This is a genomic window from Bacillus sp. CGMCC 1.16541 (genome assembly GCF_003184905.1).
Taxonomy (GTDB): Bacteria; Bacillota; Bacilli; order Bacillales; family Bacillaceae_H; genus Priestia.
On sequence record NZ_QFRU01000041.1, the window covers coordinates 1 to 15,702 of the forward strand.

At 36.9% G+C, this 15,702-nt stretch carries 16 protein-coding genes, 1 tRNA gene, 1 other RNA gene and 1 other annotated feature; of the genes, 13 read left to right on the forward strand and 5 right to left on the reverse strand.

The genetic code is table 11. The features are described from left to right. Positions 1-40: 40 nt before the first annotated feature. Entirely contained in the window at positions 41-1,006 is a 966-nt protein-coding gene (locus DIS06_RS19370; protein WP_110114885.1) for a YaaC family protein, read from the reverse strand. A 113-nt stretch (positions 1,007-1,119) separates the two neighbouring features. On the opposite strand from DIS06_RS19370, the gene guaB reads away from it, so the two are divergent. The 6 genes from guaB (at position 1,120) to DIS06_RS19400 (ending at position 7,598) form a co-directional block, all read left to right on the forward strand. Then, positions 1,120-2,586 (forward strand): IMP dehydrogenase, encoded by a 1,467-nt coding sequence (guaB, locus tag DIS06_RS19375; RefSeq protein WP_110114886.1) that lies wholly within the window; start codon positions 1,120-1,122, stop codon positions 2,584-2,586. A 158-nt stretch (positions 2,587-2,744) separates the two neighbouring features. Beyond that, entirely contained in the window at positions 2,745-4,100 is a 1,356-nt protein-coding gene (locus DIS06_RS19380; protein WP_110114887.1) for a serine hydrolase, read from the forward strand. Between the two features lie 169 nt (positions 4,101-4,269). Next, positions 4,270-5,157, forward strand: a complete 888-nt coding sequence (pdxS, locus tag DIS06_RS19385) for a pyridoxal 5'-phosphate synthase lyase subunit PdxS (RefSeq protein WP_110114888.1) — start codon at positions 4,270-4,272, stop codon at positions 5,155-5,157. A 23-nt stretch (positions 5,158-5,180) separates the two neighbouring features. Continuing rightward, complete coding sequence (pdxT, locus tag DIS06_RS19390; protein ID WP_110114889.1) at positions 5,181-5,768, forward strand: pyridoxal 5'-phosphate synthase glutaminase subunit PdxT; 588 nt, start codon at positions 5,181-5,183, stop codon at positions 5,766-5,768. A 58-nt stretch (positions 5,769-5,826) separates the two neighbouring features. Then, positions 5,827-6,047: a binding site (T-box leader), on the forward strand. A 69-nt stretch (positions 6,048-6,116) separates the two neighbouring features. After that, the gene (gene serS, locus DIS06_RS19395; protein WP_110114890.1) at positions 6,117-7,394 is read left to right on the forward strand and encodes a serine--tRNA ligase; all 1,278 of its coding nucleotides are present in this window, start codon (positions 6,117-6,119) and stop codon (positions 7,392-7,394) included. Between the two features lie 111 nt (positions 7,395-7,505). Further along, positions 7,506-7,598, forward strand: a tRNA-Ser gene (locus DIS06_RS19400). A gap of 119 nt (positions 7,599-7,717) precedes the next feature. Here the strand turns inward: DIS06_RS19400 and DIS06_RS19405 are convergent. From DIS06_RS19405 to DIS06_RS19420, 4 genes are all read right to left on the reverse strand, one after another. Continuing rightward, positions 7,718-8,404: a deoxynucleoside kinase gene (locus tag DIS06_RS19405; RefSeq protein ID WP_110114891.1), complete on the reverse strand. Its 687-nt coding sequence runs from the start codon at positions 8,402-8,404 to the stop codon at positions 7,718-7,720. A 5-nt stretch (positions 8,405-8,409) separates the two neighbouring features. Continuing rightward, on the reverse strand, positions 8,410-9,042 hold the full coding sequence (locus DIS06_RS19410; protein ID WP_110114892.1) for a deoxynucleoside kinase: 633 nt from the start codon (positions 9,040-9,042) through the stop codon (positions 8,410-8,412). A gap of 175 nt (positions 9,043-9,217) precedes the next feature. Continuing rightward, complete coding sequence (locus DIS06_RS19415; protein WP_110114893.1) at positions 9,218-10,513, reverse strand: LysM peptidoglycan-binding domain-containing protein; 1,296 nt, start codon at positions 10,511-10,513, stop codon at positions 9,218-9,220. 59 nt (positions 10,514-10,572) lie between these two features. After that, positions 10,573-11,115 carry a cysteine hydrolase family protein gene (locus DIS06_RS19420; protein ID WP_110114894.1) on the reverse strand — a complete coding sequence of 181 codons (543 nt, stop codon included), beginning with the start codon at positions 11,113-11,115 and terminating at the stop codon, positions 10,573-10,575. Between the two features lie 95 nt (positions 11,116-11,210). Here DIS06_RS19420 and tadA point away from each other — a divergent pair, with 95 nt between their 5' ends. From tadA to DIS06_RS19455, 7 genes are all read left to right on the forward strand, one after another. Then, positions 11,211-11,678 carry a tRNA adenosine(34) deaminase TadA gene (tadA, locus tag DIS06_RS19425; protein WP_275425448.1) on the forward strand — a complete coding sequence of 156 codons (468 nt, stop codon included), beginning with the start codon at positions 11,211-11,213 and terminating at the stop codon, positions 11,676-11,678. Positions 11,679-11,791: 113 nt separating this feature from the next. Continuing rightward, an RNA gene (gene ffs, locus DIS06_RS19430) (signal recognition particle sRNA large type) lies at positions 11,792-12,056 on the forward strand. Positions 12,057-12,202: 146 nt separating this feature from the next. Next, positions 12,203-13,897: a DNA polymerase III subunit gamma/tau gene (dnaX, locus tag DIS06_RS19435; protein WP_110114895.1), complete on the forward strand. Its 1,695-nt coding sequence runs from the start codon at positions 12,203-12,205 to the stop codon at positions 13,895-13,897. Positions 13,898-13,917: 20 nt separating this feature from the next. Then, positions 13,918-14,238 (forward strand): YbaB/EbfC family nucleoid-associated protein, encoded by a 321-nt coding sequence (locus DIS06_RS19440; RefSeq protein WP_110114896.1) that lies wholly within the window; start codon positions 13,918-13,920, stop codon positions 14,236-14,238. 15 nt (positions 14,239-14,253) lie between these two features. Continuing rightward, positions 14,254-14,850 (forward strand): recombination mediator RecR, encoded by a 597-nt coding sequence (gene recR, locus DIS06_RS19445; RefSeq protein ID WP_110114897.1) that lies wholly within the window; start codon positions 14,254-14,256, stop codon positions 14,848-14,850. A gap of 27 nt (positions 14,851-14,877) precedes the next feature. Next, on the forward strand, positions 14,878-15,099 hold the full coding sequence (locus tag DIS06_RS19450; protein WP_110114898.1) for a YaaL family protein: 222 nt from the start codon (positions 14,878-14,880) through the stop codon (positions 15,097-15,099). A 90-nt stretch (positions 15,100-15,189) separates the two neighbouring features. Continuing rightward, a complete protein-coding gene (locus tag DIS06_RS19455) occupies positions 15,190-15,459 on the forward strand; it encodes a pro-sigmaK processing inhibitor BofA family protein (protein ID WP_481746895.1) in 270 nt (89 codons plus the stop codon). Positions 15,460-15,702: the final 243 nt, after the last annotated feature.

Consider the following 15,702-nt stretch of genomic DNA (forward strand, 5'->3'; position numbering starts at 1 on the left):
TAGGACGTTGCCAGGCAATGATAAAACACTAGCGATAGCGCTAGTGTTTTTTTGTTTCTAAAAAAGATAACAAAAAATAAGGGATTTTATCTGATGTAATAGATAAAAATTGTGTAATAAAAGGATAGTCTTTTGATGTGTATGTATGTAGTAACTCATACCACCATTCTGTTTCATATCTTGAAATCATGCTTAAGTTATAAAGGAGTAAATAATGTGTTAAAACTTCCGGTAATTGTTGCTCCCAATTTCGATTCTTAGGAAAATAAAAGGAGTCTTTATATAAATCATACATAAAAGGAAGAGCGTTTGATAAATCAATTTGCTCTCTATTTACCTTTCCTCTCAAACCATTTTCTGTAGTAACTAACTCAAGTTGTATGATCGATTGATTCGTTAGATAATCCAAAAATCGCTCGTTGTCCATATGATAATTTGCGATTAGTTCGTTTGGGAATTGAATGATTCCTTCTTTTAAGTTTCCAACCTCTACAATGTTTTCTTGTTTATAGATGGATTGAAAAAAAGATGTTAATTCAGGAATTGTTTTCATCAATGAACGCATACAATATTTATTGCCTTCAAACTGTTTCATGTGAAACATTTTACTACTCACATGAGTAAATAAGCCGTTTTTTTGTATTTTTACTTCGTCATCTAAGAAATCATAGCCTTGTTTTTTTCGTTTGCGTGCTGACACTCCGTGTGCTAAAACCGAGGTGTTTTCCGGATAATCAGGAGTAACTGTTAGTAAACAGGCTTTTAAAAGCTGGGACATTCCGTAAAATAACAAAACAGGCTTAATAGCTAACGGAGATGTTTGAGATAAATCGTAATAATTTTTGCTATGCTCAAGATAATATATAAAGGGATAGCAATTTTCGTAACTAATTTGTTCTGCTTTTTCAACCTCTTCTCTTTCATAACAATTGTGTAGAAATTTTTGAGTATAAGTAGAGGAAAAGAACAACATATACTCATCCCAAATGTGTAGGTTAGATTTCATTTACTTCACCTTTCGTTTTTAGAATTATCTGATATATCTTTGGTGTGTTGACAGTTACATAACCAATTGTTAATCTACTAATAATATTTTGTCGCTTAAGGGAGGATTCTATAATGTGGGAAACTAAATTTGCAAAAGAAGGGTTAACATTTGATGATGTTTTATTAGTTCCAGCGAAGTCTGAGGTATTGCCAAAAGATGTAGATATGAGTGTTGAGTTAACATCAACGCTAAAACTAAAGATTCCGTTTATTAGTGCAGGAATGGATACTGTAACAGAAGCAGAAATGGCAATTGCGATGGCAAGACAAGGTGGACTAGGTGTTATTCACAAAAACATGTCGATCGAACAACAAGCAGAACACGTAGATAAAGTGAAACGTTCTGAAAGTGGTGTTATTACAGATCCGTTTTTCCTCACACCAGAACATCAGGTATTTGACGCGGAACATTTAATGGGGAAATATCGTATTTCAGGTGTACCCATTGTTAACAATTCAGAAGAGCAAAAGTTAGTTGGAATCCTTACAAATCGTGATCTAAGATTTATTCAAGACTATTCCATGGCGATAGCAGAAGTAATGACAAAAGAAGATCTCGTTACTGCTCCAGTTGGAACAACACTAGATGAAGCAGAGAAAATTTTACAAAAGTATAAAATCGAAAAATTACCTTTAGTTGATTACAATGGTGTGTTAAAAGGGTTAATTACCATTAAAGACATTGAAAAAGTAATTGAGTTCCCTAACGCGGCTAAAGATGAGCTTGGACGACTTTTAGTAGGCGCGGCTGTTGGAGTAACAGCTGATACAATGGTTCGTGTAGACAAGCTTGTTAAATCAGGAGTAGATGTTGTTGTTGTTGATACAGCTCATGGTCATTCTCAAGGTGTATTAAACACAGTAAAGCAAATTCGTGAAACGTACCCAGGACTTAACATTATTGCAGGAAACGTCGCAACGGCAGAAGGGACAAGAGCATTAATCGAAGCAGGTGCAAATGTTGTAAAAGTAGGAATTGGTCCAGGATCTATTTGTACAACACGTGTAGTAGCAGGTGTGGGTGTTCCGCAAATTACAGCTGTTTACGATTGTGCGACAGAAGGAAGAAAACATGGTGTTCCAGTGATTGCTGACGGTGGAATTAAATACTCAGGTGATGTTGTAAAAGCATTAGCTGCAGGTGGACATACTGTTATGTTAGGTAGCTTATTAGCGGGTACGTCTGAGAGTCCAGGTGAAACAGAAATCTTCCAAGGGCGACGATTTAAAGTATACAGAGGAATGGGTTCTGTTGGAGCAATGGAACAAGGAAGTAAAGACCGTTATTTCCAAGAAGATAACAAAAAGTTTGTTCCAGAAGGTATTGAAGGTCGCTTACCATATAAAGGACCATTAGCCGATACAATTTATCAATTAGTTGGAGGCTTACGCTCAGGTATGGGCTACTGTGGTACAAAGAACTTACAAGAGTTGAGAGAAGAATCACAGTTTGTTCGAATGACTGGTGCAGGTTTACGTGAGAGCCATCCACACGATGTTCAGATTACAAAAGAATCCCCTAACTATTCAATGAGCTAATGTTGAATAAAAAAGTCATATAGCAGGTGCTATATGGCTTTTTTTATGGTAAATAAAACCTTACTAAGGACATGAGTAACAGTACATCTTCACCTATTTTTTTAAAATTGTTTATGATAGAATAATTTTTATGTGAGTTTATTTATGGAGGGTGTAAAGTGAAAAAGCGACTACATAAGAAAGTGACGAGCCTTGTTGCGTTGTTACTGCTAGTTCCATTTCTAGCGTTTGGTCAATCGGCTCAGGCGGAAGAGAACTATCTGAACATTGAATCAGATGCGGCTATGTTAATTGAAGCAGAGACTGGTAAAATTATTTATGAAAAGAATGCAGATACGGTTTTAGGCATTGCAAGTATGACGAAGATGATGACAGAATACTTATTGTTAGAAGCAATTGCTGAAAAGAAAGTCACGTGGGAACAAGAAGTAACAATTAGTGACTATGCATACCGAGTTTCTCAAGATCGTGGGTTATCAAATGTTCCACTTTTAAAAAATGGAAAGTATAACGTAAAAGAACTTTACGAAGCAATGGCGATTTATTCTGCTAACGGAGCGACTATTGCATTATCAGAGTTATTAGCAGGTTCAGAGTCTAACTTCGTTAAAATGATGAATGATAAAGCTGGAGAGCTTGGATTAGAAGATTATAAGTTTGTAAACTCCACAGGACTATCAAACTCATTGTTAAAGGGCGATCATCCAAAAGGCACAGAAGCAAATGACGAGAATGTGTTATCAGCGAAAGCTACTGCAAAACTTGCTTATTACTTAATCAATGATTACCCAGAAGTATTAGAAGCAGCGAAGACTCCTAAGAAAGTATTTAGAGAAGGAACTGATCATCAAATTCAAATGGATAACTGGAACTGGATGTTACCGGGGCTTGTGTTTGGATATGAAGGTGTAGATGGCTTGAAAACGGGTCATACAGACTTTGCTGGTTACTGCTTTACAGGGACGGCGGAGCGTGACGGTGTTCGATACATTACAGTCGTGATGAATGCACAAAGTAATGGCAAGCGTTCATTTGAAGCTCGTTTCCAAGAAACAAAAAAACTATTAGACTATGCGTTTAGCAACTATCAATTAGAAGAAGTACTACCAGAAGAATCACAAATTAAAGGTCACAAAACTCTTTCAGTTGCAAAAGGGAAAGAAAAACAAGTAGATATTCATACGAAAGAGCCTTTAAAAGTGTTAATGAAGCGTGGGGAAAAAGAAAACTATCAAACAGCATTTGAGCTTGATAAAAAAGCAGTAGATGAAAAAGAAAGAATTGCAGCACCATTTAAAGCTGGTAAAACAGTTGGGTATGTTAGTGCAACAAGCGAAGGTGGCCAAGATTTAGGGTATTTGACTAAAGAAGGTGAGAAGGCTGCAAAAGTACCAGTGGTAACGGCTGAATCTGTAGAAAAAGCAAATTGGTTTGTATTGTCTATGCGCAGTGTAGGTGGCTTCTTTGGAGACATTTGGTCAAGCGCAGCAGATACAGTAAAAGGTTGGTTTTAAGCTCTCAATATGAGGGCTTTTTTCTTTTTAAAAATATAAGTAAACCAATCAGCATAATTTTAATAGGATTTTTTTGAATAATGCGTTAAAATAGACAGTAAGTTTCGAATCTTTTTATACATAATTCTTGCGCGTTATGTGCAAGACTTTATACAGGAGGAATGCAAACATGAATAACATTACAGGTACTGATCGAGTTAAACGTGGAATGGCAGAAATGCAAAAAGGTGGCGTCATCATGGACGTTGTCAATGCAGAGCAAGCGAAAATTGCAGAAGCAGCAGGTGCTGTAGCTGTTATGGCACTAGAACGTGTACCAGCTGACATTCGAGCAGCAGGTGGAGTAGCTCGTATGGCTGACCCAACAATCGTAGAAGAGGTAATGAATGCTGTATCAATTCCAGTTATGGCAAAAGCACGTATCGGACACATTGTTGAAGCGCGTGTACTAGAAGCAATGGGTGTAGATTATATTGATGAGAGTGAAGTGTTAACACCAGCTGATGAAGAGTTCCATTTAAACAAGAATACCTTTACTGTACCATTTGTATGTGGTTGCCGTGATTTAGGTGAAGCAGCACGTCGTATTGGTGAAGGAGCTGCTATGCTTCGCACAAAAGGAGAGCCAGGTACAGGAAACATTGTAGAAGCAGTACGACACATGCGTAAAGTTAATGCTCAAGTGCGTAAAGTTGTAGGGATGAACGAAGATGAGTTAATGACAGAAGCAAAACTATTAGGTGCACCTTACGAACTATTACTACAAATTAAACGTGAAGGTCGCTTACCAGTTGTAAACTTTGCAGCAGGTGGAGTCGCTTCTCCAGCAGATGCAGCATTAATGATGCAACTAGGTGCAGATGGTGTATTTGTAGGATCTGGTATCTTCAAATCTGAAAACCCAGAAAAATTTGCTCGTGCAATTGTTGAAGCAACAACTCATTATGAAGATTATGAATTAATTGCTAAGCTTTCTAAAGGGTTAGGTAATCCAATGAAAGGTATTGAAATTTCAACGTTATTACCAGAAAATCGTATGCAAGATCGTGGTTGGTAATTAATAAGGAGTTATGTAATAGTATGGTGAAAGTCGGAGTATTAGGATTACAAGGTGCTGTACGAGAGCATATACGTGCAATCGAAGAAGTAGGTGCTGAAGCCGTTGTCGTAAAAAAAGTAGAACAACTAGCAGACTTAGATGGATTGATTTTACCAGGCGGAGAAAGCACAACCATGCGCCGTCTAATTGATAAATACAATTTCATGGAGCCGCTTTTGCAATTTGCAAACGATGGTAAGCCAATGTTTGGAACGTGTGCGGGCTTAATCCTGCTAGCAAAAAATATTGTTGGTTATAGTGAACCACATTTAGGTGTTATGGATATCACAGTGGAACGAAATTCATTTGGTCGTCAACGTGAAAGTTTTGAAGCTTCTTTACACATTCAAGATGTTGCTGATGACTTTATAGGTGTTTTTATTCGTGCTCCACACATTGTTGAAGTAGGATCAGATGTGGAAGTGTTATCTATTCATAACGAACGTATTGTTGCTGCTAGACAAGGACAGTTTTTAGGTTGTTCATTTCATCCAGAGCTAACAGAAGATACGCGATTAACAAAGTACTTTGTGCAAATGGTGGAAGAAGTCACATCAAAAGCTGTATAAGAGCATTGCATCTTGTGAAAACTTATAGTACATTATGGTTATTATGAAATGTTAATACGAGAAAACGATGAAGGGAATTAGTAATAGGAGGTCTTTTCTATAGAGAGTCGATGGCTGGTGAAAATCGACGTAAGACACTTATGAATCCATCCCTGAGTAGATTATTGAACAAGATAAAAGTAGGTAATCTCGGCTTAGCCGTTATCTTTTTAAGTGGAAAGCATTTGTAAGAGTATGCTTTCAATTAGGGTGGCAACGCGGGTAACTCTCGTCCCTTTTCATAGGGGATGAGAGTTTTTTGTTTTGCCTATTTTTATAATGACATGAAAAATAAAGGAGGCGTAAAGCATGTTAGATTTAAAATTCCTACGTGCAAACTTTGAAGAAGTAAAAGAAAAGCTTAAGCATCGTGGTGAGGATTTAACGGATTTAAGCAAATTTGAAGAATTAGATGCAAAGCGTCGTGAACTTATTGTTCAGACAGAAGAGTTAAAAAGCAAGAGAAATGAAGTATCACAACAAATCGCTATGATGAAGCGTGAAAAACAAGATGCAGATCATCTAATTGCAGAGATGAGACAAGTAGGAGATCGTGTAAAAGAGTTAGATGACGAACTTCGTACAGTGGAAGAATCGCTAGAAATGTTATTATTATCAATCCCTAATATCCCACATGAAAGTGTGCCCGTAGGTGAAACAGAGGATGATAATGTAGAAGCAAGAAAATGGGGAGAGCTTCCGGAGTTTTCATTCGAACCGAAACCACACTGGGATTTAGCAACAGATCTTAATATCGTCGATTTTGAACGAGCTGCAAAAGTAACAGGTAGCCGCTTTGTGTTCTACAAAGGCTTAGGTGCACGCTTAGAACGAGCGCTCATTAACTTTATGATGGATTTACATATGGATGAGCATGGATATGAAGAAATGTTACCTCCTTATATGGTGAATCGTACGAGCATGACAGGTACAGGTCAATTGCCAAAGTTTGAAGAAGATGCATTTAAGATTAAAGAAGAAGACTATTTCTTAGTACCAACAGCAGAAGTACCTGTGACAAACTTTCACCGTGATGAGATTTTAAATGGTGATCAATTACCAATCGCTTACACAGCATACAGTGCATGTTTCCGCTCAGAAGCTGGATCAGCAGGTCGAGATACACGAGGATTAATTCGTCAACATCAGTTTAATAAAGTCGAGCTTGTTCGTTTTGTAAAACCTGAAGATTCTTATGAAGAATTAGAAAAGCTAACAGGTCATGCGGAGAAAGTGCTTCAACTTTTAGGGTTGCCTTATCGTGTAATGAGCATGTGTACAGCAGATTTAGGGTTTACTGCAGCGAAAAAATATGACATTGAAGTATGGATTCCAAGTTACGGCACGTATCGTGAAATTTCATCTTGTTCTAACTTTGAAGGGTTCCAAGCTCGTCGTGCGAACATTCGCTTCCGTCGTGAAGCAAAAGCAAAGCCTGAACATGTACACACATTAAATGGTTCAGGTTTAGCGATTGGACGTACAGTAGCAGCCATCTTAGAAAATTACCAACAAGAAGACGGCTCAATTGTAATTCCAGAAGTTTTACGTCCGTACATGGGTAACAAAGAGATTATTACGAAGTAACGACACTTTCTTCACAAGGAGAAACTTCTCCTTGTGAAGAAAAAATAAAAAAAGTTACTGAAAGTTGTTGACTCTCTTTTTTTTATATGATATATTTAATCATGTCGAAACGGAGGAATACCCAAGTCCGGCTGAAGGGATCGGTCTTGAAAACCGACAGGGGTGTTAAAGCCCGCGGGGGTTCGAATCCCTCTTCCTCCGCCATAATTAATTTAATTAACCTAGCGCATAAACATTGGAGATTGAAAAACCGTTACACTTGTGTAACGGTTTTTTTTATTCTCTATATAAAATAACCCCTCCTGTTTTGAGAGGGGGTTATTTTATATAGATGGAACATTTCTTCTCTTTAACTTTTCGCTATGATGCAGAAAACGGGAAATCTTTTCAACGATTGGTTCAATCGAATTTTCATCTTCTACAATATCGTACTCGTTAATATTTAAGCGTAAAACAGGGCAAGCATTAAAGTTATTGATCCATGTCTCATAACGTTTGTGCATCTCTTTCCAGTATTCAATCGGTGTTTGTTGTTCCATTGGACGTCCGCGCTCTTGAATACGATCAACGATATCTTCAAAACTTCCTTCCAAATAAATCACTAAATCTGGATGCGGAAAATAAGGTGTCATAACCATGGCATCAAATAAACTTGTGTACGTTTCATAGTCCGTTTGAGACATGGTGCCTTTTTCAAAATGCATTTTGGCAAAAATACCTGTATCTTCGTAAATGGAACGATCTTGAATGAAACCTCCGCCATATTCAAAGATTTTCTTTTGTTCTTTAAAGCGCTCGGCTAAGAAGTAAACCTGTAAATGAAAGCTCCATCGTTCGAAATCAGCATAAAACTTATCAAGATACGGGTTTGTATCTACCTTCTCAAATGACGTGCGAAAACCTAAAGCATCTGCTAACGCTTTTGTCATTGTTGATTTTCCCACACCTACCGTTCCAGCAATCGTTAGAACAGCATCGTTAGGAATGTTATATTTTTTACGCAAGTTCATGAGTGTTAACTCCTTCTAAGAATAGTTTCTTCAATTTTATTTAAGATAAACGTTAAGTGTTCAGGGTTTTGAACAAAGTCTAACTCGTCCCCATTGAAACGTAAGACCGTTACATCAGGATGATCTTTCTCAAATTGTGCAATGGCGGATTCATAATCTTTTTTTAATTGAAGTAAGTAAGCTGGGTCCATATCCTTTTCAACTTCTCTGTCACGTAACTTAATTCTCTTTAACAATGTATCTAAACTAGCATTAAGGTAAATGACAACATTAGGGTTTGGCATATCAGATGTTAAGATATGATAAATTTGCACATATTTGCGGTATTGCTCATCTTTTAATGTTCGAGCAGCAAAAATCATATTCTTCATAATATGATAATCAGCTACAACGGGCTTTTTATGTGTTAAATATAAATGATTAATGTCTTCAAGTTGCTTAAATCGATTGCATAGAAAGAACATTTCCGTTTGGAAACTCCACTCGTTTATATCTTTATAGAATTTACCTAAAAACGGATTTTCATCGACAATTTCTTTTAGTATGTGAAATTGAAAGTGTTCAGCAATCGCCTTGGTTAGAGAGGTCTTCCCAACACCAATCGGTCCTTCTACCGTAATAAAAGGTGTTTCTCCCACTTTAAGTTCCTCCTTTTATATGAACGCTCGTATCAAAAAACAGACAAAATTCATTTTAACATAGAGAAAACGTGTAAGGGGAGAAAAAGAAGAAAAAAGAACGCAAGGATCATTGGAAATTCCAACAATAACTCTCAATCAGTTATCAAGAAATAAACAAAAGAAAACTAGCCCATTAGGTGCTAGTTTTCTTTGTTACATTAAAGTTATCTTCAATTAATAACCAGTTTTGAGGAAATGGAAGTCCTAGCTTCCAGTAAGCCATTCCACGCAATCCTAGTTCTTTTAGTAAATTGAACTTAGCTTGAATCGACCTTGCATCTTCAAACCATACTTCATGTGTTTTACCTTGTTCGTCTATATAACGAAAATAAGGGGCTTGTGCTTTTTGATCGTATTGAATGGCTGCGTTATATTTGTACGCAATTTCAATGGCGCGTTGTGCACTAATTGCCTTTGCAAACTCTCCACCAGGTTTAAAAGGTAATGTCCAATCATAACCATATAAGTTTTGCCCCATAATAATTTTAGAAGGAGGTATTTCTGATACAGCATATTCCAATACCTTTCGCACTTGATCGATAGGGGAAACGGCCATTGGTGGGCCTCCGCTGTACCCCCATTCGTAAGTCATTGGAACGACAAAATTTGCGATTTCTCCAATGCCTTTGTAGTCATGAGCTTCATACCATTTTCCTTTTTGATCACGACTTGTTTTAGGAGCTAACGCAACAGACATTAAAATGTTTTCTTTAGATAGTCGGTCCTTTGTTTTCTTTAAAAAGGCGAGATAAGCATCTTTATCTTCAGGGCGCAAAAATTCAAAGTCAATATGGACGTCTCGAAAATTCTTTTCCTTTGCTTTTGAAACAATATTATCGATTAATTTGTTTTGGACGTTTTGATCATTTAAAATAATACGACCAAGTTCGTCACTAAAACCATCCTCTTCAATATTAGCTAACACCATCATATAAACGACGTCATTTTCTTTTGCAATCTCTCCTAGACTATTTAATGGAGGTTCTTTAATTGAGCCATCCCTCTGTACTTCAAAATTCGCAGGACCTAAATACGTCAGAAATTTTGCGTTGCTACGAATCAGTTTTTCGGTTTCAGGCGTAATGGTACGATTACTTGTCTCGACATATCCTAAAAACTCTGCATCACGCTTTGGTTGAGGAGGAATATAAAGCCGTGTACCAGCACGTAATGGCTGTGTGACAGGAATATTATTCGCATTTGCGATGGCTTGATAACTAACGCCTAATTTTCGGCCTACTTTCCATAAGGTATCTCCTTGCTGAACGGTATAAAGTCTTCCTTCAATTGGAATGAGCAATGCTTGCCCAATAACAAGTTGATTAGGATTTGGTAATTGATTAATACTACTAATTTCATTAGGTGAAATACCGTAAGCTTGAGCAAGCTGGTAAATACTATCACCTTGTTTGACAATTTGGATCTGCATCTATGTAACCCTCCCATCTTTTTATTACCATCTTATGATTGAAGGGAAGGTAGCATGAATCATTTCATGTATTCTTTATAAGGAGAGGTATCTGCTTTTAGTACATTTCGCATCATTTTTAAAGCAAATTCATTATCCTCAATAACGTTAGATGCGATACAATCAGAAGGGACAATTAAACGATACTCTCTCATATATGCATCATTAGCTGAAAAAAGGACACAAATGTTTCCGGCTACCCCGCATAAGATAAGAGTTTCAACATTTAATTCGGCTAACAACATGTTAAGAGCTGTACCATAAAAAATGGAGTGTTTTGGTTTGATTAAAAAATAATCGTTTTCTTGTGGCTGTATGCATTGGAGAATGGGGCTGCTTTTTTCATTGGTACAATGAGAAATGATTTTCTGTAAGTCAGCCTTCCACAGTTGATAGTGATCATTTACATAAATGATAGGTACACCTTTACTCATTAAAAATTGTTTTAGTTCACGAATATTAGCAGCAATCACTTTTGCTTGTTTCGCTAACATGTTTCCGTGATTAAACTGAAAATCATTAATCATATCAATAATAATGAGGGCGGTCTTAGAATCGTTCACAGCTTCTACTCCTTTTATAAAGAAAAAATGTCTCATTTATTGTGGCTCAATCTAGAAAAGAATATTTGAAAATAAAATGTAAGGTTGGATGAAAGTTGATACAAGATGAAAAATATATGCGCTTAGCAATTGAACAAGCAAAGAAAGCAGAAGCACTTATGGAAGTCCCGATTGGAGCAATCGTCGTTTGGAATGATGAGGTGATTGCGAGTGCACACAACTTAAGGGAAAGTGAGCAACGTTCCATTGCTCATGCAGAGTTGTTGGCTATTGATGAAGCGTGTAAAAAGTTAGGTACATGGCGCTTAGAAGAGGCAACATTGTATGTGACCTTAGAACCTTGTCCGATGTGTGCAGGAGCAATTATGTTATCTCGTGTTAAACGAGTCGTATTCGGTGCGTATGATCCAAAAGGTGGCTGTGCAGGTACTTTAATGAACTTGTTAACGTTTGAAAAATTTAATCACCAATCAAATGTACAAGGTGGCGTGTTAGAAGAAGAGTGTGGTGAATTACTCACTCAATTTTTTCGTTCACTAAGAATGAAAAAAAAGAAAAAGTAGAACGTTTTCATTTTACAATAACTTACAGCTGATAAACGTTGCATTTCTGATTGAAAACACGTATACTTATAAATGCGTCGGACATGACGCCTAACAATTTGGTTTCAATTTTGCCGTGCTAAGCGGGGAGGTAGCGGTGCCCTGTACTCGCAATCCGCTCTAGCGAGGCCGAATTCCTTCTAGAGGTTAGTGGACTTTAGGGTCTGCCTCAAGTAAGTGGTGTTGACGTTTGGGTCCTATGCAATGGGAATCTGTGAATCCTGTCAGGTCCGGAAGGAAGCAGCAGTAAGCAGAACCTCTCATGTGCCATAGGGCAGCCTGAACCGAGCTAACTGCTTGAGTAACGCCTAGGGTTGCTAATCGACGGAAGGTGCACGGCAGTTATACATATGCTATTAAAAGTCTACTCCTATATAAGAGTAGGCTTTTTTTCTTCGTTAAACTTTTTGGAAAATGACTTTATAGTACGATATAATAAAAATTAACCTAATAAGATCGATGAAAAGAAAAATGGAGGGAATATAGTGGCGTATCAAGCATTGTATCGTGTCTACCGTCCCCAAAGCTTCAATGATGTAGTTGGACAGAAACACATTATTCAAACATTACAAAATGCTCTGACGCAAGAGAAATTTTCTCATGCTTATTTGTTTTCTGGCCCGAGGGGTACTGGGAAAACAACAGCAGCTAAAATACTTTCAAAAGCTGTTAACTGTGAAAAAGCTCCAACGGCTGAGCCGTGTAACGAATGTCCATCTTGTCTTGGAATTATGGACGGATCAATTTCAGATGTGATTGAGATTGATGCAGCATCGAACAATGGAGTAGATGAAATAAGGGATATAAGAGATAAAGTAAAATATGCACCAAGTGCTGTGCGTTATAAAGTGTATATTATTGATGAAGTTCATATGCTTTCTATTGGAGCCTTTAATGCCTTACTAAAAACATTGGAAGAGCCACCTCCACATGTTATTTTTATTCTTGCCACGACCGAACCGCATAAAATACCACTTACGATTATCTCTAGGTGCCAACGGTTTGACTTTAAACGTATTTCAAATGACGATATTGTTTATCGAATGAAAGAAGTACTATCATCAGAAAGTGTTGAGATTGAGGAAACGGCCTTGTATGAAGTAGCTAAAGCATCTGAAGGTGGAATGAGGGATGCGTTAAGCTTGTTAGACCAAGCTATTTCTTACAGTGATGACATAGTGTCCTTAGAAGATGTTCTCTCCATTACTGGAGCTGTTTCACAAGAGTTTTTACTACGTATTGTACGGGCTATTTACGAAAAAGATGTGGTCAAAGCGTTAGCAAGCGTAGAGCAATTAATTAGAGGTGGAAAAGATCCGTCTAGGTTTGTAGAGGATATTATCTTTTACTACCGAGATTTACTCCTCTATCAAACATCAAATGAAAACGTTCATTTACTAGAAAAAGCAATTGTTAATGAAGAGTTTCAACAATTGAGTGAGAACATTCATACAGCCTCAATTTATGAGATTATTCATCAATTAAATGAAACGCAACAGGAGATGAAATGGACTAATCACCCAAGGGTCTTATTAGAAGTGGGACTTGTAAAAGCGTGTCAGGTTCATCGATCGATTACGACGGATAGCGGTGTTTCTAATCAAGATTTAATCCAAAAAATTAGTCAGCTAGAAGCTCAAATCAATCAGTTACGAGAACAAGGGATAACAGTACAAGCAAATACTCAAGAAACAGCTACTCAAGAACGTAAGCCTGCAAGACAAGGAAGAAGTACGTATAAGACACCAACTGGAAGAATTAATGAAATCTTAAAAAATGCCTCTCGTAAAGATTTAGAAGATTTAAAACGAAATTGGGGAAATGTATTAGAGACATTAAAGCAACAAAACAAAGCTTCTCATGCGGCACTTTTACAAAATAGTGAACCGGTGGCATCATCGCAAACATCGTTTGTGTTAAAGTTTAAGTATGAAATTCATTGCAAGATGGCTTCTGAAAATAACAACAATGTACGTGATAATTTGGAGAATATCTTATATACTTTAATTGGCAGCAAACGAGAGATGGTTGCAATCCCTGAGACAGAATGGGATAAAGTAAGAGAAGAGTTTATACGTGGACAACGCGGAGAAGAGGAAGAGTCTGTGCAAGAAGAGGATCCTCTAATCACAGAAGCTCAGAAACTGTTTGGTGCAGATCTTATTGAAATACAGGATTAAATGATAGGAGGAATAGGATTATGATGCGTGGAATGGGAAATATGCAAAAGATGATGAAGCAAATGCAAAAGATGCAAAAAGATATGCAGAAAGCACAAGAAGAACTAGCGGATCAAAAAATAGAAGGTACTGCTGGTGGTGGAATGGTTACAGTTCTGATGAACGGTAATAAAGAAGTATTAGAAGTTAACATTAAAGAAGAAGTAGTAGATCCAGAAGACATCGAAATGTTACAAGATCTTGTTTTAGCTGCAACAAACGATGCGTTAAAGAAAATTGATGAATTAACAAACAATACAATGGGTCAATTTACAAAAGGGTTAAATATCCCTGGGTTTTAATAGGGATTCTACTAAATGCGTTATCCAGAACCTATATCAAAGCTCATTGATAGCTTTATGAAATTGCCAGGAATCGGTCCTAAAACGGCGGTTCGCCTGGCTTTTTTTGTACTAACAATGAAAGAAGAACCCGTACTAGACTTTGCGAAAGCTTTAGTGAATGCAAAGCGAAATTTAACGTATTGTTCAGTATGTGGACATATTACAGATCAAGACCCTTGTTATATCTGTGAAGACCAACGCAGAGATCGTAGTGTTGTTTGTGTAGTACAAGATCCAAAAGATGTTATTGCAATGGAAAAGATGAAAGAGTATAACGGACTATATCATGTTTTACATGGTGCCATTTCTCCAATGGAAGGGATAGGACCAGAAGATATTAAGGTGCCTGAATTATTGAAGAGGTTGCAAGATGATGAGATTGAAGAAGTTATCTTAGCCACAAACCCTAATATTGAAGGTGAAGCAACTGCAATGTACATCTCGCGTTTACTTAAACCTACGGGAATTAAAATTACGAGGATTGCTCACGGCTTACCTGTAGGTGGAGACCTAGAATATGCAGACGAAGTAACTTTATCTAAAGCGTTAGAGGGAAGACGAGAAGTATAAGAAAATATTGAACGAGGTAAGTCTATAATGTTTTTTAAAAGAAAAGGTTGGCTACGAAAAGAATTTGATGCTCAATTACTTGAGACATTTATACAAGCTAAGGACGATTGGTCAAAGAAGACAGATATAATCAATCGAAGTGTAGATCCGTCAGACGAAGTCATTGTGAGTGGAAAGATAGCAAAAGCAAAATACCTTTACTTATTAAAAGAAGCAAAGTATCGAAATATAAAAATCGGAAGACCTTAAAGGTCTTCCGATTTTTATATTAGTACAGTTATGATTTTCATAGCTTGGACATACATATAGTTATAGAAGAAAGAAAAGGGGGGTATTAGTTTGCTTGAGCCAATCATTGTAATCCCTATACTTGGGGGACTCATTCTTTTGTTATTAGTAGCGGGAGGCACAACAAATAAATTATTGCGTTTGTTAGGACAAGGGTCTATAAAGTTAGTTATAGGTGCGTTGCTTCTATTCTTTGTAAACGTCATTGGTGTTCAAATGGATATCCACGTTCCAATTAATATCGTAACGACTGCAGTCTCTGGTATACTAGGAATACCAGGATTAGTCGCTTTAATTATTATTAACAACTTCATTTTATAGAGAGTTTTCCTTTTAGGAAAACTTTTTTTGTTTTTAGTTAAAAAACAATTGACCCCTATTTAAAATGATGATATATTTATATTCGTCCTTAAGACAACATCAAATTCTTTCAAAAATAACTCAAAAAAGTTGTTGACATGAAAAAGAATAGATGTTAAGATAATAAAGTCGCCTAAAGAGGCGGCGGAGTTCTTTGAAAACTGAACAAAGCGACAAACGTCAACGTTAATTAAGTTTTAAACT

Bases quoted from the DNA above. Each gene is read 5' to 3' on its own strand.
- DIS06_RS19415 (WP_110114893.1), bottom strand. From the start codon at position 10,513: ATGCAGATCCAAATTGTCAAACAAGGTGATAGTATTTACCAGCTTGCT.
- serS (WP_110114890.1), top strand. From the start codon at position 6,117: ATGTTAGATTTAAAATTCCTACGTGCAAACTTTGAAGAAGTAAAAGAA.
- pdxS (WP_110114888.1), top strand. From the start codon at position 4,270: ATGAATAACATTACAGGTACTGATCGAGTTAAACGTGGAATGGCAGAA.
- DIS06_RS19370 (WP_110114885.1), bottom strand. From the start codon at position 1,006: ATGAAATCTAACCTACACATTTGGGATGAGTATATGTTGTTCTTTTCC.
- DIS06_RS19405 (WP_110114891.1), bottom strand. From the start codon at position 8,404: ATGAACTTGCGTAAAAAATATAACATTCCTAACGATGCTGTTCTAACG.
- guaB (WP_110114886.1), top strand. From the start codon at position 1,120: ATGTGGGAAACTAAATTTGCAAAAGAAGGGTTAACATTTGATGATGTT.
- DIS06_RS19440 (WP_110114896.1), top strand. From the start codon at position 13,918: ATGATGCGTGGAATGGGAAATATGCAAAAGATGATGAAGCAAATGCAA.
- recR (WP_110114897.1), top strand. From the start codon at position 14,254: ATGCGTTATCCAGAACCTATATCAAAGCTCATTGATAGCTTTATGAAA.
- pdxT (WP_110114889.1), top strand. From the start codon at position 5,181: ATGGTGAAAGTCGGAGTATTAGGATTACAAGGTGCTGTACGAGAGCAT.
- DIS06_RS19450 (WP_110114898.1), top strand. From the start codon at position 14,878: ATGTTTTTTAAAAGAAAAGGTTGGCTACGAAAAGAATTTGATGCTCAA.